This window comes from Campylobacter concisus (assembly GCF_050447505.1).
In the GTDB taxonomy this organism is placed as follows: Bacteria; Campylobacterota; Campylobacteria; order Campylobacterales; family Campylobacteraceae; genus Campylobacter_A; species Campylobacter_A concisus_BP.
Genome location: NZ_JALMFZ010000001.1, coordinates 87,243 through 111,957, shown reverse-complemented (window position 1 = coordinate 111,957; position 24,715 = coordinate 87,243). Strand labels below are relative to the sequence as shown.

Annotated in this window: 24 protein-coding genes and 2 pseudogenes; 18 read left to right on the top strand and 8 right to left on the bottom strand. The window is 40.6% G+C overall.

The window, feature by feature from the left end:
* Positions 1–24: 24 nt before the first annotated feature.
* Genes MTT09_RS00475 through MTT09_RS00465 form a run of 3 tightly spaced genes read right to left on the bottom strand, consistent with a single transcriptional unit; the run spans position 25 to position 1,993 of the window.
* Positions 25–297, bottom strand: a complete 273-nt coding sequence (locus tag MTT09_RS00475) for a type II toxin-antitoxin system RelE family toxin (protein ID WP_103645456.1) — start codon at positions 295–297, stop codon at positions 25–27.
* Positions 297–587 carry a hypothetical protein gene (locus tag MTT09_RS00470; RefSeq protein WP_021088839.1) on the bottom strand — a complete coding sequence of 97 codons (291 nt, stop codon included), beginning with the start codon at positions 585–587 and terminating at the stop codon, positions 297–299. The genes MTT09_RS00475 and MTT09_RS00470 overlap by 1 nt, the downstream gene beginning before the upstream one ends.
* A 38-nt stretch (positions 588–625) precedes the next feature.
* Entirely contained in the window at positions 626–1,993 is a 1,368-nt protein-coding gene (locus MTT09_RS00465) for a Na+/H+ antiporter NhaC family protein (protein ID WP_429801930.1), read from the bottom strand.
* 119 nt (positions 1,994–2,112) lie between these two features.
* On the opposite strand from MTT09_RS00465, the gene pyrE reads away from it, so the two are divergent.
* The 18 genes and pseudogenes from pyrE (at position 2,113) to MTT09_RS00375 (ending at position 19,347) form a co-directional block, all read left to right on the top strand.
* On the top strand, positions 2,113–2,721 hold the full coding sequence (pyrE, locus tag MTT09_RS00460; protein WP_429801929.1) for an orotate phosphoribosyltransferase: 609 nt from the start codon (positions 2,113–2,115) through the stop codon (positions 2,719–2,721).
* Between the two features lie 194 nt (positions 2,722–2,915).
* Positions 2,916–3,761 (top strand): annotated as a pseudogene (locus MTT09_RS00455) (cache domain-containing protein); the annotation flags it as partial.
* A 351-nt stretch (positions 3,762–4,112) separates the two neighbouring features.
* Positions 4,113–4,302, top strand: a pseudogene (locus MTT09_RS00450) (methyl-accepting chemotaxis protein); the annotation flags it as partial.
* Between the two features lie 485 nt (positions 4,303–4,787).
* Complete coding sequence (locus MTT09_RS00445; protein ID WP_149706471.1) at positions 4,788–5,477, top strand: response regulator transcription factor; 690 nt, start codon at positions 4,788–4,790, stop codon at positions 5,475–5,477.
* On the top strand, positions 5,467–6,894 hold the full coding sequence (locus tag MTT09_RS00440; protein WP_429801928.1) for a c-type heme family protein: 1,428 nt from the start codon (positions 5,467–5,469) through the stop codon (positions 6,892–6,894). Before MTT09_RS00445 ends, MTT09_RS00440 begins: the two co-directional genes overlap by 11 nt.
* Before the next feature lie 95 nt (positions 6,895–6,989).
* On the top strand, positions 6,990–9,056 hold the full coding sequence (locus MTT09_RS00435; protein ID WP_002940704.1) for a cytochrome c: 2,067 nt from the start codon (positions 6,990–6,992) through the stop codon (positions 9,054–9,056).
* A 44-nt stretch (positions 9,057–9,100) separates the two neighbouring features.
* Positions 9,101–9,859, top strand: a complete 759-nt coding sequence (locus MTT09_RS00430) for an FKBP-type peptidyl-prolyl cis-trans isomerase (RefSeq protein ID WP_429801927.1) — start codon at positions 9,101–9,103, stop codon at positions 9,857–9,859.
* Positions 9,860–9,878: 19 nt separating this feature from the next.
* The gene (locus MTT09_RS00425) at positions 9,879–10,550 is read left to right on the top strand and encodes a 4Fe-4S dicluster domain-containing protein (protein WP_199906503.1); all 672 of its coding nucleotides are present in this window, start codon (positions 9,879–9,881) and stop codon (positions 10,548–10,550) included.
* Between the two features lies 1 nt (position 10,551).
* On the top strand, positions 10,552–11,481 hold the full coding sequence (gene nrfD, locus MTT09_RS00420; RefSeq protein ID WP_087583350.1) for an NrfD/PsrC family molybdoenzyme membrane anchor subunit: 930 nt from the start codon (positions 10,552–10,554) through the stop codon (positions 11,479–11,481).
* A gap of 16 nt (positions 11,482–11,497) precedes the next feature.
* Positions 11,498–14,116, top strand: coding sequence for a cytochrome c biogenesis protein CcsA (gene ccsA / locus MTT09_RS00415; protein ID WP_429801926.1), 2,619 nt, complete (start codon positions 11,498–11,500; stop codon positions 14,114–14,116).
* An 8-nt stretch (positions 14,117–14,124) separates the two neighbouring features.
* On the top strand, positions 14,125–14,946 hold the full coding sequence (locus MTT09_RS00410) for an SEL1-like repeat protein (protein WP_429801925.1): 822 nt from the start codon (positions 14,125–14,127) through the stop codon (positions 14,944–14,946).
* On the top strand, positions 14,946–15,485 hold the full coding sequence (locus MTT09_RS00405; protein ID WP_429801924.1) for a hypothetical protein: 540 nt from the start codon (positions 14,946–14,948) through the stop codon (positions 15,483–15,485). The genes MTT09_RS00410 and MTT09_RS00405 overlap by 1 nt, the downstream gene beginning before the upstream one ends.
* Positions 15,482–15,940, top strand: coding sequence for a nitrous oxide reductase accessory protein NosL (locus MTT09_RS00400; RefSeq protein ID WP_429801923.1), 459 nt, complete (start codon positions 15,482–15,484; stop codon positions 15,938–15,940). Before MTT09_RS00405 ends, MTT09_RS00400 begins: the two co-directional genes overlap by 4 nt.
* 1 nt (position 15,941) lies before the next feature.
* A complete protein-coding gene (locus MTT09_RS00395) occupies positions 15,942–16,127 on the top strand; it encodes a hypothetical protein (RefSeq protein WP_021092472.1) in 186 nt (61 codons plus the stop codon).
* Positions 16,117–17,226, top strand: coding sequence for an ABC transporter permease (locus MTT09_RS00390; protein WP_429801922.1), 1,110 nt, complete (start codon positions 16,117–16,119; stop codon positions 17,224–17,226). Before MTT09_RS00395 ends, MTT09_RS00390 begins: the two co-directional genes overlap by 11 nt.
* Positions 17,223–17,891 carry an ABC transporter ATP-binding protein gene (locus MTT09_RS00385; RefSeq protein WP_429801921.1) on the top strand — a complete coding sequence of 223 codons (669 nt, stop codon included), beginning with the start codon at positions 17,223–17,225 and terminating at the stop codon, positions 17,889–17,891. Before MTT09_RS00390 ends, MTT09_RS00385 begins: the two co-directional genes overlap by 4 nt.
* On the top strand, positions 17,888–18,841 hold the full coding sequence (locus MTT09_RS00380; protein ID WP_429801920.1) for a hypothetical protein: 954 nt from the start codon (positions 17,888–17,890) through the stop codon (positions 18,839–18,841). The genes MTT09_RS00385 and MTT09_RS00380 overlap by 4 nt, the downstream gene beginning before the upstream one ends.
* A 26-nt stretch (positions 18,842–18,867) precedes the next feature.
* The gene (locus tag MTT09_RS00375) at positions 18,868–19,347 is read left to right on the top strand and encodes a hypothetical protein (RefSeq protein ID WP_429801919.1); all 480 of its coding nucleotides are present in this window, start codon (positions 18,868–18,870) and stop codon (positions 19,345–19,347) included.
* 10 nt (positions 19,348–19,357) lie between these two features.
* Here MTT09_RS00375 and MTT09_RS00370 read toward each other — a convergent pair whose 3' ends face one another.
* The 5 genes from MTT09_RS00370 to rsmA are packed head-to-tail and all read right to left on the bottom strand — an operon-like array spanning position 19,358 to position 24,688.
* Positions 19,358–19,942 (bottom strand): tetratricopeptide repeat protein, encoded by a 585-nt coding sequence (locus MTT09_RS00370; RefSeq protein ID WP_429801918.1) that lies wholly within the window; start codon positions 19,940–19,942, stop codon positions 19,358–19,360.
* A 46-nt stretch (positions 19,943–19,988) separates the two neighbouring features.
* Positions 19,989–20,762, bottom strand: coding sequence for a pseudouridine synthase (locus MTT09_RS00365; protein ID WP_429801917.1), 774 nt, complete (start codon positions 20,760–20,762; stop codon positions 19,989–19,991).
* Between the two features lies 1 nt (position 20,763).
* Positions 20,764–21,717 (bottom strand): KpsF/GutQ family sugar-phosphate isomerase, encoded by a 954-nt coding sequence (locus MTT09_RS00360; protein WP_429801916.1) that lies wholly within the window; start codon positions 21,715–21,717, stop codon positions 20,764–20,766.
* Between the two features lie 9 nt (positions 21,718–21,726).
* Positions 21,727–23,880 (bottom strand): ribonuclease J, encoded by a 2,154-nt coding sequence (locus MTT09_RS00355; RefSeq protein ID WP_429801915.1) that lies wholly within the window; start codon positions 23,878–23,880, stop codon positions 21,727–21,729.
* Entirely contained in the window at positions 23,846–24,688 is an 843-nt protein-coding gene (gene rsmA / locus MTT09_RS00350; RefSeq protein ID WP_429801914.1) for a 16S rRNA (adenine(1518)-N(6)/adenine(1519)-N(6))-dimethyltransferase RsmA, read from the bottom strand. Before rsmA ends, MTT09_RS00355 begins: the two co-directional genes overlap by 35 nt.
* Positions 24,689–24,715 lie beyond the last annotated feature (27 nt).

Sequence of the window (24,715 nt, the reverse complement as noted above, 5' to 3'; positions counted from 1 at the left end):
TGAAAATTTTTATAGATTGTGTTTTTAATATGCTTTTTCTCGTGATGAGATTTCTATTATCTCAATAGTTAAAATTTCATCTTGCTTAAGCCCTATTATGCGGTAATGTATACCAACTCTCCAACGCCAGCGATCATCATAACCTTGCATCTTTTCTGCGTTATTTGTTGCAAAAGGATTTTCTACTTTTTCGAGCTCTTTTAGAAAGGTGCGTATTTTTAGAGCCGCTCTTAGATCGCCTTTTGAAATTTTATCTAGTTGCTTGTCGGCAGAGCGCTTAATGGCTATTTTATACACTAAACACCCATTTCAGTTTTAACTTCGGCTATTAGTGCTTCTTGCTCCGCTTTTGAGAGTTTTTTAAATTCTATATCGAGTTTTTTTATGCTTGGAGACTTTAAAAGTTCATAATCTTTTGGCTCATCAAGTTTGCTTTTTATCTTTTTTTTAAGATAAAGGATCAGTTCTGATTGTTTTTTTAAAGTATCTTGCAATGAATTTAGTTTTTTTTCTTCTTTTTCAAGAGAATTAAACAATGCTTTACGTGTCATAGTCTCATATTTTGCATAATCAATATTTGTTTGCATCGCATTTTCCTTTAAATTTTTTAATGATTTTAACACATTTATCCAAGTATCAACGCACCTACGATGCCACCGATGATAAGTGGGATGTTAAAAAATACAAATGTAGGCACGCAAGTATCATATATGTGGTTGTGCTCACCATCAGCGTTTAGACCGCTCGTTGGTCCAAGTGTGCTGTCGCTTGCTGGGCTTCCAGCGTCGCCTAGAGCTGCTGCTATACCAACTAGCAAGATGATAGCTGGCACGCCAAAGCCAAGGCTAAGACAAAGTGGCACGTAGATAGAGGCTAAGATAGGGATAGTACCAAAGCTAGTGCCTATGCCCATCGTGACTAAAAGTCCGATAAGTAACATCAAAAATGCTCCGCCTATCTTGCCGCCAGATACCAAACTAGCGTATTTTACAAGCTCGTCTATACCGCCACTCTCTCTTAAAATGGTGCCATACCCTGCAGCAACAAGCATAATAAATGCGATAAAGCCCATCATAGCAAGGCCATTATCCATGATCTTATCTACTTTTTTGTATTCGATGCCTCCAAAAACGACCATGACTAAAAGTCCAAGTAACGCGCCAAGTGGCAAGAGTGAAGTGTAAATTTGCACGACAAAGGCGACAACTGCACCAGCTAAGACCGCCCACTCTTTTTTAGTCATCTCAAGGCTTTTTGCGCGCTCGATCTCATCAAGTTCAGCCTTTTCAAATTTAGAAGTTTTATAAATCCTTTTTTTACTATAAAAAAGTATGGCTAAGATGAGCCCCACAAACATCGAAGCCCCACCTATCCACATGACTGATGAGATGTCTGAGATGGTTGTATTTATGCCGTTGTTTGCTAGCTCTTTTTTAAGGATATTGTGAAAAAGCAGACCAAAGCCAACGCTAATGCTCACATAAGGCGCTTGCAGTCCAAATGTAAGAGCGCAAGCCACCGCACGTCTATCTATGCCCATTTTGTTCATAAGAGCAAGAAGTGGCGGGATCAAGATAGGTATGAAGGCTATATGAACTGGGATCAAGTTTTGAGACAAACAAGCGATAAACGCGATAGTTAGCGTAAAAATGACCTTATTTGAGCTAAGAAATTTACTCATTGCATTTATCAAAATGGCTGTTAAATTTGTATTTGCGATGGCAGCTGCAAGAGCACCTAGCAAGATGTAACTAAGCGATGTCTCAAGGTTGCCTTGCATGCCGCTTATAAGGCTTTGCGTGGTCTCTTTTAAGGCCGTAAAAAAGCTCTCAAAACCGCTTGCCAAACCACTTTCAAATCCACTAAAACCATGCTTATACATGACACCAGCAACAAGGGCTGAGATAAGGATAGAAAGCAGGATGTTAAAGCGCAGCAAACATAGCACCGTCATCACCAAAATGCTAAAAACAACAGGGTTAAAGAGAAGCATGAGTGTCCTTTTTGTATGAGTGCAAGAATTATACAAGGGCGGGGCTTATTAAATTTTAAAAAGAGTGGCTTAAGTGGGTATGTGTTAAGATTTTTGGCAAATTTTAAAAGGAAAAAGCGATGGATTTAGAGAAAATTTATAAGGATGCTGGGGCGTATTTAGAGGGGCACTTTTTGCTAAGTAGTGGCAACCACTCGCAGTTTTATCTGCAAAGTGCAAAGGTGCTTGAAGATCCTGCTCTTGCAGCAAAGCTAGCAGATGAGCTAGCGCGTGTGATAGAGAAATTTGGCATTAAATTTGATAGTGTTTGTTCTCCTGCACTTGGTGGAATTTTAGCTGGATATGAGCTAGCTCGTGCGGCAAAAAAGCGTTTTATATTTACCGAGCGCGTTGATAGAGTGATGAGCTTAAGGCGCGGCTTTGAAGTGAAAAAAAGCGAGAAATTTATAGTTTGTGAAGATATCATCACAACTGGTGGCTCGGCACTTGAAGCAGCTCGTGTCATAGAGAGCCTTGGGGGCGAGGTGGTTGGCTTTGCGGCACTTGCGAACCGCGGCTTTTGCAAGGTTGCAAATTTAGGAAATGAAGCTAAGGCAAATGCAAAACTGCCAAGTGACAAGCCATTTTTCGCTTTGGGGAATTTTGAATTTGAAATTTACGAGCCAGAGCACTGTCCGCTTTGTAAGAGTGGTAGCAAGGCGATTAAGCCTGGAAGCAGAGGCAACTAAATTTTATAAAATTTATCGCTCAAAGCTTAAAATAATAATATTTGTAACTTATTCGTTATTTTGGGCTTTGAGTAAATTTTCTCATCAAAATTTCTTTTTTTCCTTAAATTTTAAAAGTTAATTTATAATTAAGATTTTAATATATAAAATGGCACGCAATTTTTAGGAAATCCCAAAATGCAAGGACGTGTGCTATGAAAATATCTACAAAGATAATTCTCGCTTTTGTATTCTCAGTTTTACTTGTCAGCTGTTTGCTCATCTTTTTAAATAGCAAATTTTCAAGCGATCTCACGCAGTTTTTCACCAACAAGTCATACGACGAGCTGGTAAATGCCAGAAAAGAAAATTTAAAAGATGACGTCGAGACGATCAATCAAATGATGCGTGAAATTTACAATGGCGGCAAAGAAAAAGGGCTAAGCGACGATGAGATAAAAAAAGAAATTTTTAGAGTCGTCTCAAAGCTAAAATTCTTTAGCGATAAAACTGGCTATATCTTCATTTATGACTACGACGGCGTTGTTTTGATGCACCCTGAAAAGCCATCACTTGTGGGTAAAAATTTAATCGGACTAAAAGATCCAAAAGGGCTACTTCTTATAAAGGAGCTCATCCAAAAGGCTAAACAAGGCGGCGGATTTGTCACATTTGGCTGGGCGAAAAAAGAGGGCGAGGAGCCAGTGGAGAAGCTTGGCTATGCTGCAAATTTTGAGCCATATAAGTGGATGCTAGGAAGTGGCGTATATGTCGATGACTTGGCTGATGAGATAGAAAAGACAAAGGTCGTGTTAAACGAGCAAAACAGCCAAAATACAAAAACATTTATCATCGCTTGTGCCCTGATCACGGTTGTTTTGATAGCTGTCGTGCTATTTATCTTAAGTAGGGCGATCATCAAACCTATAAAAAATATCGTTGCAAATTTAACCGAGATGTCAGATGAGATAAAAAGTGGCAAGGGCGATCTTACTAAAAAGCTTGAAGTTAGTGGCAAAGATGAAATTTCAAACATCAAAAGCTCGATAAATGACCTAACAAGCGAGCTAAGATCAGTGATAGAGAGTGTTAAAGGCCTAGCGCATGAGAACTCTTCTATCGCCGAGCAGCTCTCCTCAACCTCAGCTCAAACCACAAATTTAACCAACAAATCTTCTCTAATCGTCACAGATACGACAAATATGGCAAAAACCATGTCAGAAGAGATAAAAAGCTCATTTGAAGAGGCTAAGAAGAGCAAAGAAAATCTTGAAAGAACCTGTCTATACATAAATGAAGTCTCAAACGATGTTTTGGGACTTAGTAAAAATGTAGATGAGGCTGCAAATAGCGAAATTTCACTTGCTAGCTCGATGAAGAGCCTAGCTGATCAAGCTAAAAATGTAAAAGATGTCTTAAATATCATTGATGACATCGCTGATCAGACAAATTTACTTGCTCTAAATGCCGCCATAGAAGCAGCGCGTGCAGGAGAGCATGGACGCGGCTTTGCAGTCGTGGCTGATGAGGTTAGACAACTAGCTGAGCGCACGCAAAATAGCCTAAGCGAGATAAATGCAACTATAAATTTAATCGTTGAAGCGATCTCAAACTCAAGCCATACCATCGGCGATAATGCCAAAAAAGCTGGTGAGCTTTGCAAAAAATCAGCCCAGATAAATGAAAAAATAGAAAATATGAACCAGCTAATGAACGAGACTGTTAGCTTAAATGAGACCTCTACGAGGGACTATCTAGAGACTGGAAATAAGGTCGAAGAGCTGATAAAAGGCATCGTAAATATCGATGAAATTTCAAAACAAAACTCAAAAAGCATGGATGAAATTTCGCTTGCAGCCGCTCATCTTTCAAAGATGACTGATAATCTAAACACCAGCCTTTCAAAATTTAGAACCTGATAAATTTAGCCAAATCTTTGGCTAAATTTAACTTTATCTTTTAAATTTATCGCTTAAGTAGCGAGCCGATTTTTTACTTTAAGCTTACGATCATGATGTAAATTTATGAAATAATTTTTATTTTGTGTTATTTAAGTCGGCATTTTGACTTAAGAGATGAGATGACGTATGCAAGAGTATGATATTTTAGATGTTTTATCAAACAAAAAGGTCCTTTGCTTAGAGGATGAAGAGGCGATATTAAAAAACATTTGCGCCTCGCTGGAGCTATTTTTCGCAGAGGTTAAAGGCGTAACAGATGGCTTTGATGCGCTTGAGCTTGCTATGAGCGGGGCGTATGACGCTTTAGTGCTTGATATCAGCGTGCCAAATATCGATGGTCTTGAGATCGCTAAAAAAGTAAGAGCTATCAATCAAAAAATCCCTATCGTGATCTTATCAAGCCACGTCGAGCAAGAGTATCTGTGGCGCGCGGTTGAGCTAAAGATCACAAGATATCTTGCAAAACCATACGATAAAAAATCTTTTGTTAAAGCGCTTGAAGATGTGGCGTTTGAGCTAGTTGGGCGCACGCCAACCATCAGGCTAAATGACGAGCTTGAATATGACTTTGGCAAAAAAGCTCTTTATGTAAATGGTCAAATTTCTCATCTAAGCAAGAGCGAGAGCAAGCTTTTGGAGTACTTTTTAAACAATAAAAACCAAACTATCACTTATGAGCAAATTTTTGACTACATCTGGGACTACGAGCAGCCTACAAAAGAGGCGATAAAGACCATCGTAAAAGAGCTTAGAAGAAAGCTTGGCAAAGATGTGATCAAAAATTTATACGGCGTGGGCTACCTTTGTGAGATATAAATTTCAGCTAATAGTCGGTGCTTTTATCTTTGTCTATCTGCTAGTCTCAGCACTTGTTTTAAATTTCTACAACGATCTTGCGATGAAAGACGCTAAAAAAGAGGCGTATTATGTTTTAGAGGGCATAAATTCTGTAAGAGAGTACATCGCTGGAGTTCAGCGCCCGCTAATCGAGCAGTTAAAAGAGCAGGGCGTCTTAAAAGAGGACTTTTTTGACGAGAGACTTCTGTCATCTTCATATATAAGCCGTGAAATTTACAACATCCAAAAGAAAAAATACAACCTTGAATTTGACTACAAGCTAGTTGCCATCTCTCCGATAAATAAAGCTCACCAGCCAAATGAATTTGAAGCTGGCGTCTTGCATGGCTTTAAAGAGAATAAATTTCAAGAATTTGTAAAGATAATAAAAGATGAAAATGGCTCACAGCTCTTTGTAGGTCTGCCTATAAAAAACCAAAGTCCAAGCTGTCTAGCCTGTCATAGCAGCGCAAATGCCCCACAACAAATGCTAGAAAAATATGGCATGGATGGCATAGAGATCCCAGACGTGAACGAAACAGTCGCGATGATCTCGTTTAAGATACCAATCCGCGCCATTTTTACCTACCACTTGCAAGAGGTCATCGTCATAATGAGCGCTATAACGCTTATCTTTGGGCTATTTTTGCTACTTGTTTATAAGATGCACAGGCGAGGTGAGGAGAGCAAAAGGCAGACCGAGCAGCTAATGATTCATCAAAGCCGCCTAGCCTCTATGGGCGAGATGATAGGCAATATCTCGCACCAGTGGAAGCAGCCACTAGCACAGATAAGCTCAGCTTTGATAAATTTAGAGCTTTACCAGGAGAGAAAAAAGCTTGATGAAGCGAAAATTTATGAGTTTATAGAAGAGACAAGCAAGCAGATAAATTTCATGTCAGAAACCGTTGATGACTTTAAAAATTTCTTTAGTCCAAATACCTTGAGAAAAGAATTTAAGGTGCTTGAAGTGATAAATCAAACGATAAAAATTTTAAACGCAACGCTTAAAAAGTATCAGATCGAAGTGCAGTTAGACGTGAGAGAAAATTTTGAACTGTTTGCAAATTTCAATGAGATAATCCAAATTCTAATAAATATCATAAACAACGCCAAAGACGCATTTAAGCAAAGCTACACAAAGCCAAGAGTGATAAAGATAAGCGCCTTTTTAAAAGATAATCGCAAGAATTTGTGCGTGCAAAATAACGCAGGAGCGATAAAAAATTCATTTTTAAAGGTCATCTTTGAGCCACACTTTAGCACAAAAGAGAGCGGTAGTGGGCTTGGGCTATATATGAGCCAGCTAATCGCTCGCAAAAATAACGCCATAATCTTTGCTAAAAATGTAGATGAAAACCACGTTGCATTTACAATTAGTTTCGAAAATTTATAATTTGTTAATTTTCCCCCTTTTCTACCCTTTTTTGGTGTTAAGATTATCAGTATGAAATCATTTTGATTTTAGGATAAAAATTCAAAGGAGGAGACGTGAGAAACTTACACAAAGCCTTAGCAGGCTTACTCATGGGTGTTAGTATCTTTGCTTCACAAGCCTGTTGCGAAGAGCATAATATGCAGATGTCCGATAAAGCACGTGATGTTATCGCAAATCCTAAAGGCACACTGCAAAGTAGAGGTGTTGTCTCCTTGCAAGACTACGTCGTAGAAGAGCAAGAGATGTATAACTGGCTATTTAAAAACCACCCTATTTTTACAAAGTATGGTGGCAAAACCGTCGGCAAAATGGTCGTTCACGACCGTGGCTTAGAGTGGCTTGCCGAGGGACATGGCTTTGATATGTCAAAGCTTAGTAAAAGAGATGGTGGTAAGGGCTATAGCTCTATGATGTATAGAATTCCAGCCACCTCATCACTTCAATTTCCTAATAAATTTGTAGGACCAGAAAAGTGCGGTGAGTGTCACCCAGCTCAGTATGAGGTCTGGAGTAGATCTCGCCACGCAACTACTATGCGCTTCCCTGGCGAGCACCCAGAGGTTAATAACAACCTAACTGAGCCAGTATTTGACAAAGATACCGCTTCTATCCTTCCAAAAGGTATCACTCCGGATGTCATCTACGCAACCGTTGGTCACTTAAGAACTAAGATGGGCTACGTCGATGCATGGCTACTTCGTGGTACTTACTACGTTGAGGGCGGTTTGCTAAGAGATGGCACAGGTCAGATCGTAGCTGGATCAAACCAATGGCAAAGAACATGGGCGTTAAATTTAGACGACGCAACTGTTAAAAAGATAAAAGAGCTTGTCCCAGAATTTCCTGGCACGCTTGAAGAGTATGGCGATAATGGCGGATATGTTAGAGGTCTTGCCTCATACGCCGCAAAACATAAAAAGTCGATGTTTTTCCAAGCAAACTCATCATATTGTGAGGTTTGCCACCCAGTTAAATTTGACTTTAAGTCAAAAGCAGAATTTTACGCAGCACTTGGTAATGCCAAAGAGCTTCAAAAACACACTATCTCAAAAGGCGTAAGCTGTGAGGAGTGCCACGGAGCTGGCGGTCACCTTGATGGAGCTACAAATTTTAGAACATCAAACTGCGAACGCTGTCACCAAAGATTTAACTTTAGCCCAGATCTAATGCGAGCCAACCCACTCAATAACGGCAAGCTTGATCTCTCACTTAGCTCTAAATTTAAATCAATGGGACCAGGATGCGGTTCTGAGGGCTCACAATCATACTTTACCGCTCACTACGATAAAGGCATGAGATGCGTCACTTGCCACGATCCACACGACAACACAGGTAACGTTGTAGGCGATAAAAGCGTAACTGGTATGAATTACAACCCAGATCAAGGTTATCTAAGTGCGTTCTACACTAAACCAAAGATCAAAAAAGATTGTAAAGATTGTCACGAGACTCAAGCATATATCGCATCAAAAGCAGATACTCATAAAAACAACACTTGTGCATCTTGCCACATGCCATTTATGATGAGCTGCGAGAATTTCTACGCTGTTCAGTTCCAAGACAACGCTGGCTTTGATACTCAAAGACGCTCTCACATCTGGAAGATCATGGTCGATCCAAAAGAGAAATCTCTTGTCCCAGGCGACGCAGCTAAAGGTCCAAGAGATGCTAAAGATTGGCACTTCGAGAGAGATAAAAATGGCCACAACTATGTTGATTTGATGTGGGCATGCGCTAGAACATCTTGGGCTGATAAAGATATGAAAGATAATAAAGGCTGCCATAGCCCAGTGCTATCTGAGCTAAAACCAACACTTCACTTCAAAAACCAAAAACAAGTTTATGATGAGGTTATGGGATGGCAAACTCCAGTTAAAAATGAATTCTCAGAGGTCAAAATAGGCATCGAGGGAATTTACTCACTACTAGAGACTAAAAAGCTAGATCCAAGTGATAAAGCAAGAGTTTATGAGCTTGTCCAAAACGCTCAAGAGATCATCGATATGGTCGAAAAAGATGGTTCGTGGGGTATGCACGGATTTAAATTTACTAAACAAAGACTAGATGCATCTAAAGAGTATATAAAAGAAGCTCAGAGAATTCTAAACAAAAATTTATAGCATTTAGGGGCTAGTTTTAGCCCCTTTAATCTTAAGGGTTTGAAATGAAAAATGCGTTTTTAAAATGTTCGCTACTTCTTAGCCTAAGCATGGCTAGCCTCTTAGCAAATGTCGATACAAACGACTCTTATGCCATAGGCGCAACAAGTGGTGGATATGTTTTAAAAGGACTGCTAGATCAAAAGCAACTAGGTGTTGGCTATGACGCTGATGCAGTGATAAAAGGCTTTAGCGACGCGCTAAAGAGCGAGCTAAAACTAAGTGATGATGAGATAGCAAAGCTACTAAACAAAAGGGCTGAAAGCTTAGATAAGATAGTAAAAGAAAAAGAGGCTGCCAAGCTAAAAGAGAATTTAGCCCAAGGCAAAGCCTATATGGAAAAAAATGCAAAAAACAAAAATGTAAAAACAACAAAATCAAATTTACAATATGAGATCATAAAAGGTGGCTCAAAAGGGGCTACTCCAAAGCCTGAGAGCATCATCATAGTAAATTATAAAGCAAGCTTTGCTGGTGGCAAGGTCTTTGACGAGACAAAAGAGGCTCCAGCTCATCTTTCGATGCTAAATTTGATCCCTGGACTTGAAGAGGGACTTATGCTTATGAAAGAGGGCGAGAAGTTTAAATTTGTCATCCCGCCTGAGCTTGCATACGGCGATAGCGGCATGGAGGGGATACCTGGAGGCGAGACTATCGTTTTTGAGATAGAGCTTATTAAGGTCTTAAAGCCTGGCGAACTAGCTGAGGCGGCAAGAAAAATTCATGAAAAAGAGCAAAATGAGGGCATTAAAAAGCCTCATTAAGGCATAAATGGAGTTAAAAATGCAAAATCAAAATAGCAGAAGAGCCTTCTTTAAACGCATGGCAGTTGTGGCTGCTGGTGCTAGCGCGGCAAGTAGTGGTTTTGCTTTTAAGAGTGAAGAGAGTGCGAAAAAACCACATTTTGGCATGATATTTGACCAAAACAAATGCGTTGGCTGCACGGACTGCGAAGTGGCATGTAGAAAGGTAAATTTAGTCCCAAAAGGGCAGATGAGACTTTTTGTAGAGGATAAGACTGATCCAAAGAATTTGCTTGATAAAAGATATGTAAGAGTATCTTGTCAGCAGTGTGAGGATGCACCTTGTGTGGCTGTTTGTCCAACAAAAGCCTGTCACAAGGACATAAAAACTGGCATCCAAACTACAAACATAGATGACTGCATCGCCTGCAAATACTGCATCGTAGCCTGTCCTTACGACGTGAGATATATCGATAAGTTTAGTCACTCAGCCCAAAGCTGCAACTTCTGCATAGATACAAATTTAAAGGATAAAAAAGATCCAGCCTGCGTTGAGGCGTGCAGATATGAGGCTTTGGTATTTGGCGATTTAAACGATGAGAGCTCGCACATTAGCCAGTTACTAGCTGTCAAAGATAGCATAAGGCTAAGAGCAGAACTTGGCACAAAACCAAGCCTTAGATATATTCCTAAAGTAAAAGCGGGGGTGTAAGATGGATGGTGCATTAAATTTCACTGCGACATTTTCGCACGCAGTTGAGTGGGGCTGGCCGATCGCTGTTTATCTTTTGCTAGCTGGTATGAGCGGCGGAGCGCTAATAGCTGCCATAGTTCTAAAGCGCTATAAAAGGCAAGATGGCTTTAGTCCATTTTTTAAGGCTGCTTCGCTTCTAGCCTTTGTTAGCATCATGCTTGGTATGGTTTGCTTGATAGCTGACCTTGAAAAGCCACTTTTGTTTTGGAAAATTTTGATTAATTACAACTTCACATCGGTTATGTCTATCGGTGTAGCCGCGCTTTGCGTATTTATACCGCTTAGCTTTTTGATGTGTCTATACGCCTTTAATGCGGAGTTAAAGTCATTTTGTGGCTTTTTTGATGGCGTGATGAAAATTTTATCGCCACTTTATCCGCTCTTAAGCGCGCTTTGCCTGCTTTTTGCGGTTATCATTTGCGCATATACAGGCTTTTTGATCTCAGTGCTCATTAGATTTCCACTTTTAAACACCGCCGTTTTACCAGCGCTTTTCATAGCTTCAGGGCTTAGTGCTGGCATAAGTGGTAGCAGCTTGATAGCGGCACTATTTTTCAAAGAAGATCCACACTCAAGCGACCTTAGCTCGCTTCATGGCGTGGAGTTTTACGTCTTATGCGCTGAAATTTTACTCATTTTAATGCTTTTTGTATCGCTTTTGCTTGGCTCAAGCTATCAACAAGGCGCAGCAGTTGCATTTTATAGTGGCGTTTGGGCTAAATTCTTTTGGCTTGGGGTTGTTTTAGTTGGCTTTGTCTTGCCTCTTGTTTTAAATTTCGCACTTGGCAAGATGAAATTTAGCTTCTACCTTGGCTCGTTTGCGGCAGTCGTTGGCGTTTTACTGCTTAGGGTTTTTATACTTTATGCAGGACAGACTTATAGCATTTAAGGCTTAAGGGCAGGTGATGAAAATTTTAAACATTTATCGCTTGTCTTTAATATTATTATTTATCCTTGCTTTTGGTGCAGGGGTGGCGACCTTTTTGGAAAATTTTTATGACACACAGACGGCTAGAGTGCTTGTTTATGAAGCGCTCTGGTACGAGTGCGTCATGGCAGCTTGTGCTATTTGTTTAGCCATTAGCATCGTAAAAACCAAGATGTATAAGAAATTTGGCGCATTTTTGATACATCTTGCTTTTATCGTTATATTTATCGGTGCTGCGCTTACAAGATACTTTGGCGAAGAGGGCGTATTGCACTTAAGAGTGGGCGAGAGTGGCAACTCTATGCAAAGCACAAAGCCCTATTTAAGAGTGCAAATTTCAAATGAAAGTTTTGAATATCCACTAAAACTTAGCCTGCTTGGCAAAAACGACTTTGGCTTCAAAAAAGATATAAACGGCAAAGAATTTAAGATAAATATAATTGGCTACAAAAAAGATGAGAAAAACGCTCCAGCCACGCTTAGCATAGAGGCTGGCTTTGCTGGGCAAAAGAGCAAAACCGCCAAGCTAAAAGGTGGCGCTGGATATGATCTTGAGCCAAGCATTTTGAGCTTTGACGGACAGGAGGCGAAATTTTACTTTAGCTCAAGGGCGATAAATTTACCATTTTCACTAAGACTTGATAAATTTATCCTAGAGCGCTACGCAGGGCTAAATAGCCCATCATCTTACACGAGCAAAGTAAGCATCGCAGATGCCGAGCATGAAATTTCGCTAAATCACCCACTAAGCATCATGGGCTATAAAATTTTTCAGTCATCATACGACGCTGACGAGCTTGGAAGTGCCTTTGAGATCAGCTTTGATCCTGGCAAAGTGCCAACTTACATCGGATATTTTCTGCTTTGCCTTGGCTTTGTGGGAAATTTATTTAGCAAAAAGAGCCGATTTTTTAGACTTTGTAACTTCATAAAAGGCACGCAGTTTGCGTTTTTAGCCCTGCTTTTACTAAATGCCACGCCAAATTTTGCAAGCGATGAGGCTACAAATTTTAAAGCCCACGCAGATAAATTTGCCAAAATTTTAGTTCAAACTGATAGCAGGATCGCACCAGCTGGCTCTTACACAAGGGCAGTTCTTAGCAAAATTTCAACCAAAACCACACTCTTTGGGCTTAGTAGCGATGAGCTGATGCTCTCTTTTGCCATCTCGCCACAAGAGTGGATGGATAAAAGGATGGTAAAGATCACGAGCGAGCGTGTGGGCGAGCTTCTTGGCGTTAGTGAGAAATTTGCTAGCTTTAATGACGTCTTTAACGAAAATGGCGAGTATAAGCTGGCTAAATTTGTAGAAGCTGCAAATGAAAAATCCGCCTCAAAAAGAGATAAATTTGATAACGACATCATTAAATTTGATGAGAGGCTAAATGTCTTATACCTTGCGCTAAAGGGCGAAATTTTAAAATTTATCCCAGCTAAAAATGGTGATACTATCACGTGGTTAAGTGTAAATGAAACATTTGGCTCAAATGAAATTTCAAACGAGTTTAAGAGCGTTTTAGGAGCTTATATAGAAAATTTAAGCCTTTGCGTAAAAAGTGGCGAGTGTGCTGGGGCTGATAAGAGCTTGGAGCAAATTTCAAACTATCAAAGAAACGCTCTAGGCTCTCTTGCACCAAGCGAGGCAAAAGTCAGCCTTGAAGTGCTTTACAATCAAATGGAGATATTTAAATTTCTTATCTATTTTTACATGATCCTAGCTCTTGCTTCGCTCGCTCTTGGCTTTTATAGGCTTTTTTTTGGGAGGAAATTTAGATTTGAAAGAGCGCTTAGCCTTGCGTTTTTTACCGCATTTATAGTGCATGCTCTAAATTTAGCCCTACGTGCCTACATCTCAGGTCACGCACCTTGGAGCGATGCTTATGAGAGTTTAGTCTATATCTCGCTTATAAGCGTGCTAGCTGGAGTGCTATTTTTCAAGCATCAAAGCTTCGCTCTTGGCGCTGCTTCGCTCTTTGCAAGTGTTAGCTTGCTGGTAGCTCATCTAAATTTTATAAACCCACAGATAACAAATTTAGTCCCAGTTTTAAAGTCATTTTGGCTTAGCGTGCATGTAAGCGTCATCACGGCAAGCTACGGCTTTTTGGGCTTTGGTTTTGTGCTAGGGCTTGTGGGACTTATATTAATGGCTCTAAAAAATAACAAAAATGAGCAAAAACTTAGCGAACAGATAAGATACCTCGCCGCCACCGACGAGCTAAGCCTCATCATAGGACTTAGCTTGCTAACTGTAGGGAATTTCTTAGGCGGCGTCTGGGCAAACGAGAGCTGGGGCAGATACTGGGGCTGGGACAGCAAAGAGAGCTGGTCATACATCACGATCATCGTCTATGCCATAGTGCTTCACTTAAGGTTTATACCAAAGCTTAGGGGCGTTTTTGCCTTTTTAACAGCTAGCGTGCTATCATTTGCTTCGGTGCTTTTTACATATTTTGGAGTAAATTTCTACCTTAGCGGACTTCACTCATACGCAAATGGCGAGAGCTTTGGCATCTCAGGGCTAATATACTTGATCTTAGCGGCTCTTGCCTTGCTGATCGCCATAGCCTACCGCAGCAGAGATATAAAAGTAGTTTAGGAGATATGATGAAGAGTTTGGTTTTACTGGCTGCTAGTTTGTGCGTTTTAAATGCTGGCTACATCAAAGAGGCTTTAAACGCAAAAGATGATCACAACAAACTAGCGCAAATTTATGAAGATGCTTGCGACAAAGAGAAAAAGGCATCAGGCTGCTACAACCTAGCTGTGCTTTACAGCAGAGGGGACGGCAACGTTAAAAAGGATGAGGCAAAGGCGGCTATGCTTTATGAAAAGGCTTGCGATCAAAATTTCTCTATGGCTTGCAGCAACCTTGGCTATGTCTATGAAAATGGCAAAGGCGTAGAAAAAGACCTTGAAAAAGCAGTTAAATTTTATGAAAAAGCATGTAGCGATAACGAGGGCTGCACCGAGCTTGGCCTACTTTATGCAAATGGCACTGGCGTGAGAAAAGATCTAAAAAAGGCAAAAGAGCTCTATGAAAAGGCTTGCAAAGCAGGTGATGGCATGGGATGTAGCAATCTTGGTTACCTATACGCTCATGGCGAAGGCGTCGAGAAAGACTACGCAAAAGCCAAAGCAAACTATGAGATGGCTTGCGCAAACAAAGCTGGCATAGGGTGTGATAATCTTGGCTTTTTATATGTTTATGCTCAAGGGGTTGATCAAAATTTAACAAAAGCGACAAAGCTTTACGAGCAAGCGTGCATATACGCCTATGAAAAGGGCTGCAACAACTACGCTATCATGCTAGCTGAAGGCAAAGGCGTGAAAGAAGACGTGGAAAAAGCACGTGAAATTTTCACTAAAAGCTGCAAAAATGGCTTAAAAGAGGCGTGCGAGAATTTAGAAATTTTAGGAAAGAATTGATGAGTTTTAAAAACTGGGGCAATAAAGAGGCAAGCCTTGAGGCACTATATGCGCTTGATAGTGCTTTTTTAGAGCCAAGAGAAGAGTATCTAAGGCTCATTTCTAAAAAAGAGGATGAAAATAGCCTAAGATACGTGGTGGATAACGGGCAGGGCGATCTACTCGACGTGATATTTACGCGAGAGGCGGTACTGGTTAGAGGGTTTGATCACGAAAATGAGCTAAATGCGCTTAGCACAGCAGACAAAAGCGTGATAGAGCAAATTTATAGTGGCGAGGCTGCTAAATTTCGCTCTTACTTCTTGCCAGATGAGATAGAGCAGACGACCTTTTTTATCTGGTATGACGGGGCGGAGCATCAAAATTTAGTCGGTGGCAATAACGGCGGACGCTGGCTGCTTGGCTATGCCTTTGATGAGTTTGATAAATTTAGCGAGTTTGTAAAGGACTATTACGAGATAGAATTTGATGATGAGATGTTAAAAAAGCTCTATGAAAAGGGCGAGTTAGAAAAAGAGAAACTAAAGGAGATAAGATGAAATTTATAACTTTGTTACTTAGTGCGGTTTTTGCCTTGTGGGCTGGAAATTTGACGAGTGAGGCAAACATAAACGCCTATAAAGGGGCAAAAGAGCGCATCGAGCTACCAAAGGATGCAAGATGTGCAGTGTGTGGCATGCCTATAAAAAACAAGCAGTGGGCGACACTTATCAAAGCTGGTGGCAAGGATTATTACTTTGATGGCGTAAAAGATATGGCGCACTTTTACTTTGCAGATGAGGTGGCGAAAGAGGCTTATGTGAGTGATTATTACACGCTTGAAAAGCTTGATGCAAAAGAGGCGTTTTATGTTCATGGTTCAAACGTTTTTGGACCGATGGGCGAGGAGTTTATCCCTTTTAAAGACGAAGCAAAGGCAAATAGCTTTATGAAAGATCACGCTGGCAAAGGTGTCATAAAATTTGACGAGATAAAGACATTTATCGGTAAGTAAAGTGAAATTTCTAGCATTTTTGGCGTTATTTTTTGGACTCTCTTACACGCTTTTAGCGGCGCACTACCTTAGCTTTGACCGCAAAGCAAAGCAAGATGAGCTAAGAGAAATTTCAAAGATAACAAGGGCAAATTTAGCTTCTAGCTTTAGCCTAAAAGAGCAAAAAGGCTTTGTCTATGATAAGTAGAAATTTCATAAACTACGCTGTGGTCCTGCTCTTTAAAGACAAAAAGGACCACCTTTTTAGCTTTTGTCTATTTGCGCTCATTATCTTTGTGCTAAGCTCGGTGCTTTTCATCTCTGGCTCGATCCAGCATGATCTTATAAGCTTGGTAAAAGATCGCTCAAGCATCGTTGTTAGCGCATTTCGTGCTGGCAAAAACGATCTCATGCACCCTGGCTATATCTACGACATCTCAAAGATCGATGGCGTGGCTGACGTTAGAGGCGTGGCTGATGGGGAGTACTACTTCGTGCAAAAGCGCGTTTGGTTTCATCTATATGAGGATGATAGCCTAAAAGAGGACGAGATGATCGTTGGTGAGGGCGTAAAGGCGGTTATGAACGAGCTTTACTACGATGAGAGCTTTAACTTTTTAACCGAAGAGCGCATGATACCAGTAAAGATACTAAAAACCATGCCAAAACAAAGCGGACTTATCACAAATAACGCGATATTTTTGCACCCAAAAACGCTAAGGGCTATCTTAAATTTAAAAGATGAAGAATACACAAAGCTCTATGTAGAGGTGCCAAATAGCGAAGAGATCAGCCAAGTGGCTTTGAAGATAGAGAATTTATATCCAAATTCATTTGCCATTAGCATAGAAGACGAGGTGGCAAACATTAGACATCTTTACTACTATAAGGGTGGAATTTTTATGAGCATTTATGTTAGCGTTATGCTAATATTTTTCGTGCTACTTAAAAATCAAATTTCACTTGCTTATGGCAGCAAAAAGCGTGAGATAGCCATTTTGCGAAGTATCGGCTTTAGTATAAAAGAGATCATTTTTTTAAAATTTATACAAAATTTTATCGTTAGCGTTAGCGCCTTTTTGCTTGGCGTTATGTTAGCTTATCTCTTTGTATTTGTGCTAAATGCTCCATTTTTAAAGGGGATATTTTTAGGCGATGAGCTTTTAAATTTTACAAATTTCACGCCTATTTTGGAGTTTGATAAGCTCTTTTTGATCTTTGTCTTTGGCGTCATACCATTTTTGGCATTTGTGCTTATCCCATCGTGGCGTGTGGCGTGTGGCGACATAAATGAGGGGCTAAAATGATAAATATAAGAGGCGTTAGCCTAGTCTATAACCAAGGCAAACAAAATGAGTTTTGCGCTCTAAAAAATATAAATTTAGATGTTAGTAACGGCGAGTTAGTGATACTAAAAGGCGTTAGCGGAAGTGGCAAAAGCACCCTACTCTCGCTCATAGCCCTACTTCAAAAGCCAACTAGCGGAGAGATTTTGATAGACGGCACTAACATCGCAAAGCTGCCTGACGCATTTTGCTCAGAGTTTAGACACAAAAGGCTTGGGCTTGTCTTTCAAAATTTTAACCTCATCGAGGGCTTAAGCGTCTATGAAAATTTGTTAGCTCCGTTTGCTCTAACAAATTTCAAGGCAAATGTGCGTGAAGAGATGATAAAAAAGGCTCTAAGCCTTGCAAATATCTCACACAAAAGAGATGAAAACGTATCAAATTTAAGTGGCGGCGAACGCCAAAGATGTGCGGTGGCTAGGGCTTTGTCAATGGATGCGGATATCATTTTGGCTGATGAGCCAACGGCAAATTTAGATAGGCAAAATGCGCGTGCATTTTTAGGATTGCTAGAGTCATTTAAAGCGCTTAAAAAAAGCGTTATAGTTGCCACTCACGATAGCATTTTTAACGAGCTGGGCGCTACAGATAGAGTTGTAAGCTTGCAAAACGGAGAGATAGTATGAGCGTATTTTTATCAAACGCCGTTATCGCCTTTTTGTTAGCGGAGTTTGTGCTGTTAGTCTTGATGGGCATTTCGCTATTTTACGTCGTCAGGATCATGAAGTCGTGGGACTATAACGCGCTAACATCACTTCAATACTCACTTGAAAAGCAAAACTACCTTGTAAATACGATCTTGCTCTTTAGCGTCTGCACAAAGATCGTTTTGTTTATATTTTTCGCACTTTGTCTAAACGAGCTCTCTGACATCGTGCCAGGGGCTATGTGCTCAGCTGGCGTGATCGGCTCAAATAAATTTGGCGGCATCTTGATGCTCACTAAAATTTTGCTGATATTTGGGCTTGGCATCTGGCTGATTATAAATAAACTTGACTTGCAGGCTCTAAATTTCCCATATCTAAAGAAAAAATATGCCATTTTCATCTGCCTTTTTGTGATGATACTAATAGAGCTTGGCATAGAAATTTCATTTTTTTATAACATCCCACTAAAAGTGCCAGTCTTTTGCTGCTCTGTCACTTTTCAAGCTCCAAAGCTACCATTTGGCTATACAAATTTTGGCTTAGTAAGTGCCTTTTTCGTGCTATTTTTTGTCATTTTGGTTCTAAATTTCTTAAAGCAAAGCATGGCAAGCTTTGTGGCAAATTTGCTATTTTTGGTGCTTAGCTACTACGCTATCACCTACTTTTTTGGGCTTTACGTTTACGAGCAGCCAAATCACAAGTGCCCATACTGCATGCTAAGAAGCGACTATTTTTACATTGGCTACCTTATCTGGGGCACTTTGTTTTTGGGCATTTTTTACGGCCTTATGCCATATCTTGTGGAGATCATCACAAAGACAAACTACTCGCACAAGCTTAAATTTTCATCGATTTGGCTGAGTGTTTGCGTGCTGATCTGCTCGCTTTACGTGCTCAAATACTATTTATTAAGAGGATTTTTATTTTGATAAAGCAAATTTTTTCTCTTTGTTTGTTGGCTCTAGTCTTAGCTGTGCTAGCCTATAATGCCGACATAAGCGATGATAAAATTTTAGTCCTAAATAACGGCAAGTCTGAGCCCATAGAGCAGCTTACGCCAAATAAATTTATATGTTATGAGAGTAGAACGCTCATCGCTGATAACAACGACACAGCTCAGGCGATCATGTCAAATGGCGACATCTACTTTTTTAACGACGTCACAAATTCTTTCATCTGGTATATGGCGCAAAAGAGCAAAGATAAGATCAAACTATATGTCTATTCAAGAGATACAAACCGCTACATCCCAGCGCAAGATGCTTGGTACTCGAGGGTCGATATCACGCCGATGGGATACGGCATAGGAGCGTATGAGTTTCACACGTATGGTATAAACGACAACTATTTTAAAGAGGTTTTGCTCTACGCAGCACGCGGCGAGACGCTGCTAAATCCATACATAAACATCCTACTTTCAGAAAATAAGATATAAATTTACGAAGTTAGTCGATTTGTTTTAGATGATTGATCGTTTTAACCATAGTTTTAAATATGATCTCAATCTTTTCATCATTATCATCTGTGGCAATCATTTTATTAAGATAGTCGCACCCATCTTGGAAGCCTAGAGCGCAAGCTTTAAAAACGTATCTTTTTGCCGAGGTATAGTCCTGCTTTACGCCTTTACCTAGCGCATATAAAACGCCTAAGTTATGGCAAGCTTCGGCGATGTTGCCGTCACAAGCCTTTTTGTATAGATTGATAGCCTTGCTATAGTCTTGTTCTACCCCTTGATCTTTTATATATAAAACACCCAAATTTAGGCAACTACCAACAAATCCACCATCGCATGATCGTTTATATAGCTTGGCTGCTTTGTGATAGTCTTGTTTTACGCCTTGAGCATCCTCGTATAAAACTCCTAAGTTATGACAAGCTCGAGCAACATTATCATCGCAAGCTTTTTGCCATTGCTTGGCGGCTTTATCAAACTCGCCTTTATTATAAGCTTCAAACCCAAGCTCAAAAAGATCCTTAGAGAAGCCAGTAGTAAGTAAGATCACAGATAAAAGAACAATCTTTTTCATCTCTTCTTCATTTTTATAAATTTAATTTGCGAAACAAGCCAAAATGTTAGTATCTAACGTTATTAACTTTTAAAAAGTCTCTTAGATCCTCGTATTCGCTGTTTTCAAAGTAGCGCCATTTGCCAGGCTTTAGCATATCAAGGCTAACACGCCCAAAACTAACACGTTTTAGGTCCATCACTTCAAGGTCAAAGTAGCCAAAGAAGCGGCGTAGCTCTCTGTTTTGACCCTCGTTGATGATGACCTTTAGTTTTGTGTAGCCACCGCTTGAGCCAAAGACTTTGTAGGCTAGAAATGGCTTAAATTCCATTGATTTTATAGTGGTTTTTGCGTGCGCGCCTTTGGTGGCGTCCTTGGCAAAAAAGCCATTTGTCATCGCCTCTATCACCTCTTTTGAAATTTCGCCCTTTACCTTTAGGTAGTATTCGCGCTCTAAGTCGCTATTCATTAGCGCTGTGGCGATAGCTGGGGCATCAGTTAGTAAAAGCAGCCCCTCGCTTGCGTAGTCTAAGCGCCCTACGCTAACAAATTTGGTAAATTTCTTATCTAACGTGTCATATATCGTCTTTCGTCCGCGGTCATCTTTCTTGCTAACTAGCTCACCCTTTTGTTTGTGATAAACGATAACGGTAAATTCTTTTTTTAGCTTTATCAAACGGCCATTTATACGCACTTTGTCATCTTCATCCACGCTTGTGGCAAGGTCGATAACCACACGCCCTGCTATGCTAACCTTGCCAGCTTTTATCAGCTCATCTGCCTCACGGCGTGAGTAGTTTGTGTTATGTGAGATAAATTTGTTTAGTCTTGTTTTTTTCATTTTATAGTCCTAAATTTGCAAGGTCGTGGATGTGTAAAACACCCACGGGAACGCCATTTTCTACGACGGCTAGAAGCTGAATTTTATACTTTTCTATGAGGGCTAACGCATCTACTGCTAACATCTCTTTGTTATTTATCTCTTTTGGATGCAGTGTTGCAAATTTCATCGCTGGCTCGTCTAGGTCAAAGTCCTCTCTCATAAGCGCACGCCTAAGATCGCCGTCACTTAAAAGTGCGTTTAGCACGCCATCTTTATCAACGATAAGAACCGTGCCAAGCTTGCCATGCGTCATCGTATCGATCGCGCTTTTTAGGGTTGCATTCCAGCGGACTATCGGTAAATTTTCGCTTCTCATCACATCTTTGACCTTTAAAAATAGCCTTTTGCCAAGGCTGCCACCTGGATGAAAATTTGCAAAGTCCTCTTTTTTAAAGCCGCGCTTTTGCATCAAACAAACAGCTAACGCATCGCCAAGAGCTAACGTTAGCGTGGTTGATGCTGTTGGGGCGGCATTTAGCGGGCAGGCCTCTTTCTCTACGTCGGTAGTGATAAATGCGTCGCTAAATTTACCAAGCGAGCTTGTTTTGCTTCTCGCCATGGCGATGATTTTCACGCCAAAACGCTTTACGTGAGGCAAAATTTTGATAAGCTCATCGCTCTCGCCACTAAAACTAATGGCTAACAAGACATCGTCTTTTTCTATCATGCCAAGGTCACCATGCATGGCCTCTGTCGGATGTAAGAAAAAGCTTGGCGTGCCAGTGCTTGCAAGCGTAGCAGCGATCTTTGCGCCCACATGACCGCTCTTGCCCACGCCTGTTACTATGACTTTGCCTTTTGCATTAAATATCAAATTTACGGCATCTTCTATCTCTACGCTTTTAGCGTGTCTTAAAAGCTCGTTTGCTTCTATCTCTAAGACTTCAGCAGCGATTTGGTTGGCTTTTTGCATAAATTTTCCTTACATTAGATAGATGATCGGCACGATAGTTGGGTACTTTTTGACCTTTCTAAATATGTGCTTTCTGATAACTTGACGCACTTGTGACTCGAGTAGTCTGCTATCTTTTAAAAGCTCCTCTTTGACGTTGCTTAGGTACTGCTCTAGCACGCCTTCCATCTCTTTTCTAAACTCAGCGTCTTGCTTATCGCCCACAAGGCCGTAGCTGATGACGCGAGGTTTATTGATGAGTTTTGCACCGTGACGTGAAATTTGAGCGATTATCATGACGACGCCTGCTTCAGCGAGGTTTTGTCTGTCGATGACGACGTCGTCTGCGATTTGTTTATTTATTTGATTATCTATGAAAACTTTGCCAGTTTTTACAGTTTTTACACGTTTTAGGTATTTTTGACAAACCTCCATCTGATCGCCGTCGCTCATTAGATAGATATTTCGCTCATCCACACCACAGCTAATGGCTGTCTCTTTGTGCTTTGCGATGTGGTTGTACTCGCCATGCACTGGCAAGAAAAATTTTGGCTTTATGAGGCGAAGCATCAGCTTTTGCTCTTCTTGTGCTGCGTGGCCGCTGACGTGGATCTCGCTAAAGTCTTGGTAAGCGACGCTCGCACCTGATTTTAGTAAGAAATTTAGTACCGTTGAGACGCTGTTTTCGTTGCCTGGGATCGCTTTTGAGCTGATTATGATCTGATCGGTCGGCTTTATCTTTATATATTTGTGCTCATCTGTCGCCATGCGGTAAAGCGCGCTCATGGTCTCGCCCTGGCTGCCTGTGGTGACGATAAGTACCTCATCATCTTTAAATTTACCAACCTCGTTTGCGTCGATAAAAATTTTCTTATCAAGCTTGATGTAGCCAAGCTCCATCGCGGTGTATAAATTTCGCTCCATTGATCTGCCGATGACACAGACTTTGCGGTTGTATTTTAAACCCCATTCGATCGCTTGATAGACGCGGTGGATGTTTGAGCTAAATGTGCTCATGATGACGCGGCCTTTTGCTTTTGAAAATATCGCATCAAAGGTCTTGCCAACGCTACTTTCACTCTTTGTAAAGCCCTCTTTGTAGCTATTTGTGCTATCGCTCATCAGACAAAGCACGCCACGCTCGCCATAATACGCTAGTCTGCCAAGGTCTGTTGGGTAGCCATCTATCGGCGTGTGGTCGATTTTAAAGTCGCCTGTGTGGATGATCGTGCCAGCCTTTGTCGTGATGGCAAGTGCAGAAGCATCGATGATAGAGTGCGTTATATGTATCCACTCGACTTCAAAGTCGCCTATGAGATATGGCTTTCTCTTTTCAACTGAGCGAAAGAGTGAGCGCTCTTGCTTTAGGCCGTGCTCTTCAAATTTATTATTTATCATGCCAAGCGGTAACGGTGTGGCGTAGATAGGAAATTTAAACTCTTTGTAAAAATAAGGCACCGCACCGATGTGATCCTCGTGTGCGTGAGTGATGATGACGCCTTTTATCTTATCTTTTATCTTTCTAACGTAGTCGAAGTCTGGGATGAGGATATCCACGCCGTGCATGCTCTCGCTTGGAAAGCTCATGCCGATATCAACGATGATAGCGCTAGTTTCAGTCTCAAAGACAGTCATATTGCCGCCGATCTCGCCAAGACCGCCAAGTGGTGTTATACGAATTTTATGTTCGCTTGAGTTTAGATATTTTAGTGGCTCAAGTCTTAGCTCGTGAGTGGCTTTATTTGCCTCCATCGCGCTTGCGATATCTTGCTGCCACTGCTCGTTGCCATTTAGCTTTGCTGGTAAATTTTTCTTTGGTTTTTTAGCCTTTTTTGGCTTTTCTTTTGGCTCTTTTGTCTCGTTTTTAGCTGAAGCTTTTGGCTCTTGCTTTGGCTTTTCTTTTTGCTGTTTTTGCTCTTTTGGCTTATTGTTTTCGCCAGTTTTGTTTTGATTTTTGTTATTTCTTTGCTTTTTTGGGCGAGGATTTTGACTTTTTGGCTCGGCATGCGTTTTGGCTTCAGCCTGCTCTGCTGCAAAGAAGTTATCTATCACGCTTTTGCTTGCTAGTGATGTTTGCTCGGTAGTTTCGCCCTCTTGTTTTGGCTTGTTTTTTGGTCTAAATCTTCGTCTTTTGTTGTTTTTACTTTGATTAGTTACAACTTTCTCTTCGTTTTTGTCGTTCATTATCTTCCTTTAATCTTTCAAATACTTTTAGATAAGAATCGACATCTAGTTCGTGTGGACGTAAATTTTGAGCTAAGTCTAGGTCTTCAAAAATTTCTTCTAACGCCTTTTTGTCAAAATTTGTGGATAAATTTTTCAAAAGCGTCTTTCTTGGCGAAGCAAACGCAGCTCTTAAAAATGCTTTAAAAGCCTCGTATTGTTTTGCATCTTTGAAAATCCCGTCTTTGCCAAAAATCTTTTTTGTTTTTTGTAGTTTGATGACTGATGATGTGACCTTTGGAGGTGGATTAAAAAGCTTTGCATCCACGTCAAACAAAAGCTCGCACCTGCCTTGAAGTGAAGCGAGGATCGATAAAGCGCTAAATTCTTTATCCTTGCTCTTTGCACTAAATTTAAGAGCAACCTCTTTTTGTATCATCACAATAAGCCCAAGGCATTTTTCGTCATCTATCGCATTTAGTATCATCTTCGTAGCAACGTAATAGGGCAAATTTGCGACTAAAAAGTAGTTCTGGCTACTTAGTCCGCCCTCTTCTTGCCACTGCTCTAAAGCATCTTTACAAAAAAGTTTTAATTGTCCATTTTGGATCTCATTTGCAAATTTGACCTTTAAAATTTGAAACAGCTCACAATCTATCTCAAAAGAGGTCGTCTTATAAATTTGCAAAAGTCTAAATGTCAAATCACCTAAGCCAGGCCCAATCTCAACGACGTTTTCTACGTCATTGGGTATCGCTTGGATGATCTTATCTAGTGTCGCTTTGTCTTGTAAAAAATTCTGTCCAAAGTGCTTTTTTGCCTTTATCATAGCCGCGATATTAGCCAAAAATTACTT

What these genes read in the sequence shown, in the direction of transcription:
- MTT09_RS00470 (WP_021088839.1), bottom strand. Translation starts at nt 587, where the DNA reads ATGCAAACAAATATTGATTATGCAAAATATGAGACTATGACACGTAAA.
- MTT09_RS00465 (WP_429801930.1), bottom strand. Translation starts at nt 1,993, where the DNA reads ATGCTTCTCTTTAACCCTGTTGTTTTTAGCATTTTGGTGATGACGGTG.
- pyrE (WP_429801929.1), top strand. Translation starts at nt 2,113, where the DNA reads ATGGATTTAGAGAAAATTTATAAGGATGCTGGGGCGTATTTAGAGGGG.
- MTT09_RS00445 (WP_149706471.1), top strand. Translation starts at nt 4,788, where the DNA reads ATGCAAGAGTATGATATTTTAGATGTTTTATCAAACAAAAAGGTCCTT.
- MTT09_RS00430 (WP_429801927.1), top strand. Translation starts at nt 9,101, where the DNA reads ATGAAAAATGCGTTTTTAAAATGTTCGCTACTTCTTAGCCTAAGCATG.
- MTT09_RS00425 (WP_199906503.1), top strand. Translation starts at nt 9,879, where the DNA reads ATGCAAAATCAAAATAGCAGAAGAGCCTTCTTTAAACGCATGGCAGTT.
- nrfD (WP_087583350.1), top strand. Translation starts at nt 10,552, where the DNA reads ATGGATGGTGCATTAAATTTCACTGCGACATTTTCGCACGCAGTTGAG.
- ccsA (WP_429801926.1), top strand. Translation starts at nt 11,498, where the DNA reads ATGAAAATTTTAAACATTTATCGCTTGTCTTTAATATTATTATTTATC.
- MTT09_RS00410 (WP_429801925.1), top strand. Translation starts at nt 14,125, where the DNA reads ATGAAGAGTTTGGTTTTACTGGCTGCTAGTTTGTGCGTTTTAAATGCT.
- MTT09_RS00405 (WP_429801924.1), top strand. Translation starts at nt 14,946, where the DNA reads ATGAGTTTTAAAAACTGGGGCAATAAAGAGGCAAGCCTTGAGGCACTA.
- MTT09_RS00400 (WP_429801923.1), top strand. Translation starts at nt 15,482, where the DNA reads ATGAAATTTATAACTTTGTTACTTAGTGCGGTTTTTGCCTTGTGGGCT.
- MTT09_RS00390 (WP_429801922.1), top strand. Translation starts at nt 16,117, where the DNA reads ATGATAAGTAGAAATTTCATAAACTACGCTGTGGTCCTGCTCTTTAAA.
- MTT09_RS00385 (WP_429801921.1), top strand. Translation starts at nt 17,223, where the DNA reads ATGATAAATATAAGAGGCGTTAGCCTAGTCTATAACCAAGGCAAACAA.
- MTT09_RS00380 (WP_429801920.1), top strand. Translation starts at nt 17,888, where the DNA reads ATGAGCGTATTTTTATCAAACGCCGTTATCGCCTTTTTGTTAGCGGAG.
- MTT09_RS00370 (WP_429801918.1), bottom strand. Translation starts at nt 19,942, where the DNA reads ATGAAAAAGATTGTTCTTTTATCTGTGATCTTACTTACTACTGGCTTC.
- MTT09_RS00365 (WP_429801917.1), bottom strand. Translation starts at nt 20,762, where the DNA reads ATGAAAAAAACAAGACTAAACAAATTTATCTCACATAACACAAACTAC.
- MTT09_RS00360 (WP_429801916.1), bottom strand. Translation starts at nt 21,717, where the DNA reads ATGCAAAAAGCCAACCAAATCGCTGCTGAAGTCTTAGAGATAGAAGCA.
- MTT09_RS00355 (WP_429801915.1), bottom strand. Translation starts at nt 23,880, where the DNA reads ATGAACGACAAAAACGAAGAGAAAGTTGTAACTAATCAAAGTAAAAAC.
- rsmA (WP_429801914.1), bottom strand. Translation starts at nt 24,688, where the DNA reads ATGATAAAGGCAAAAAAGCACTTTGGACAGAATTTTTTACAAGACAAA.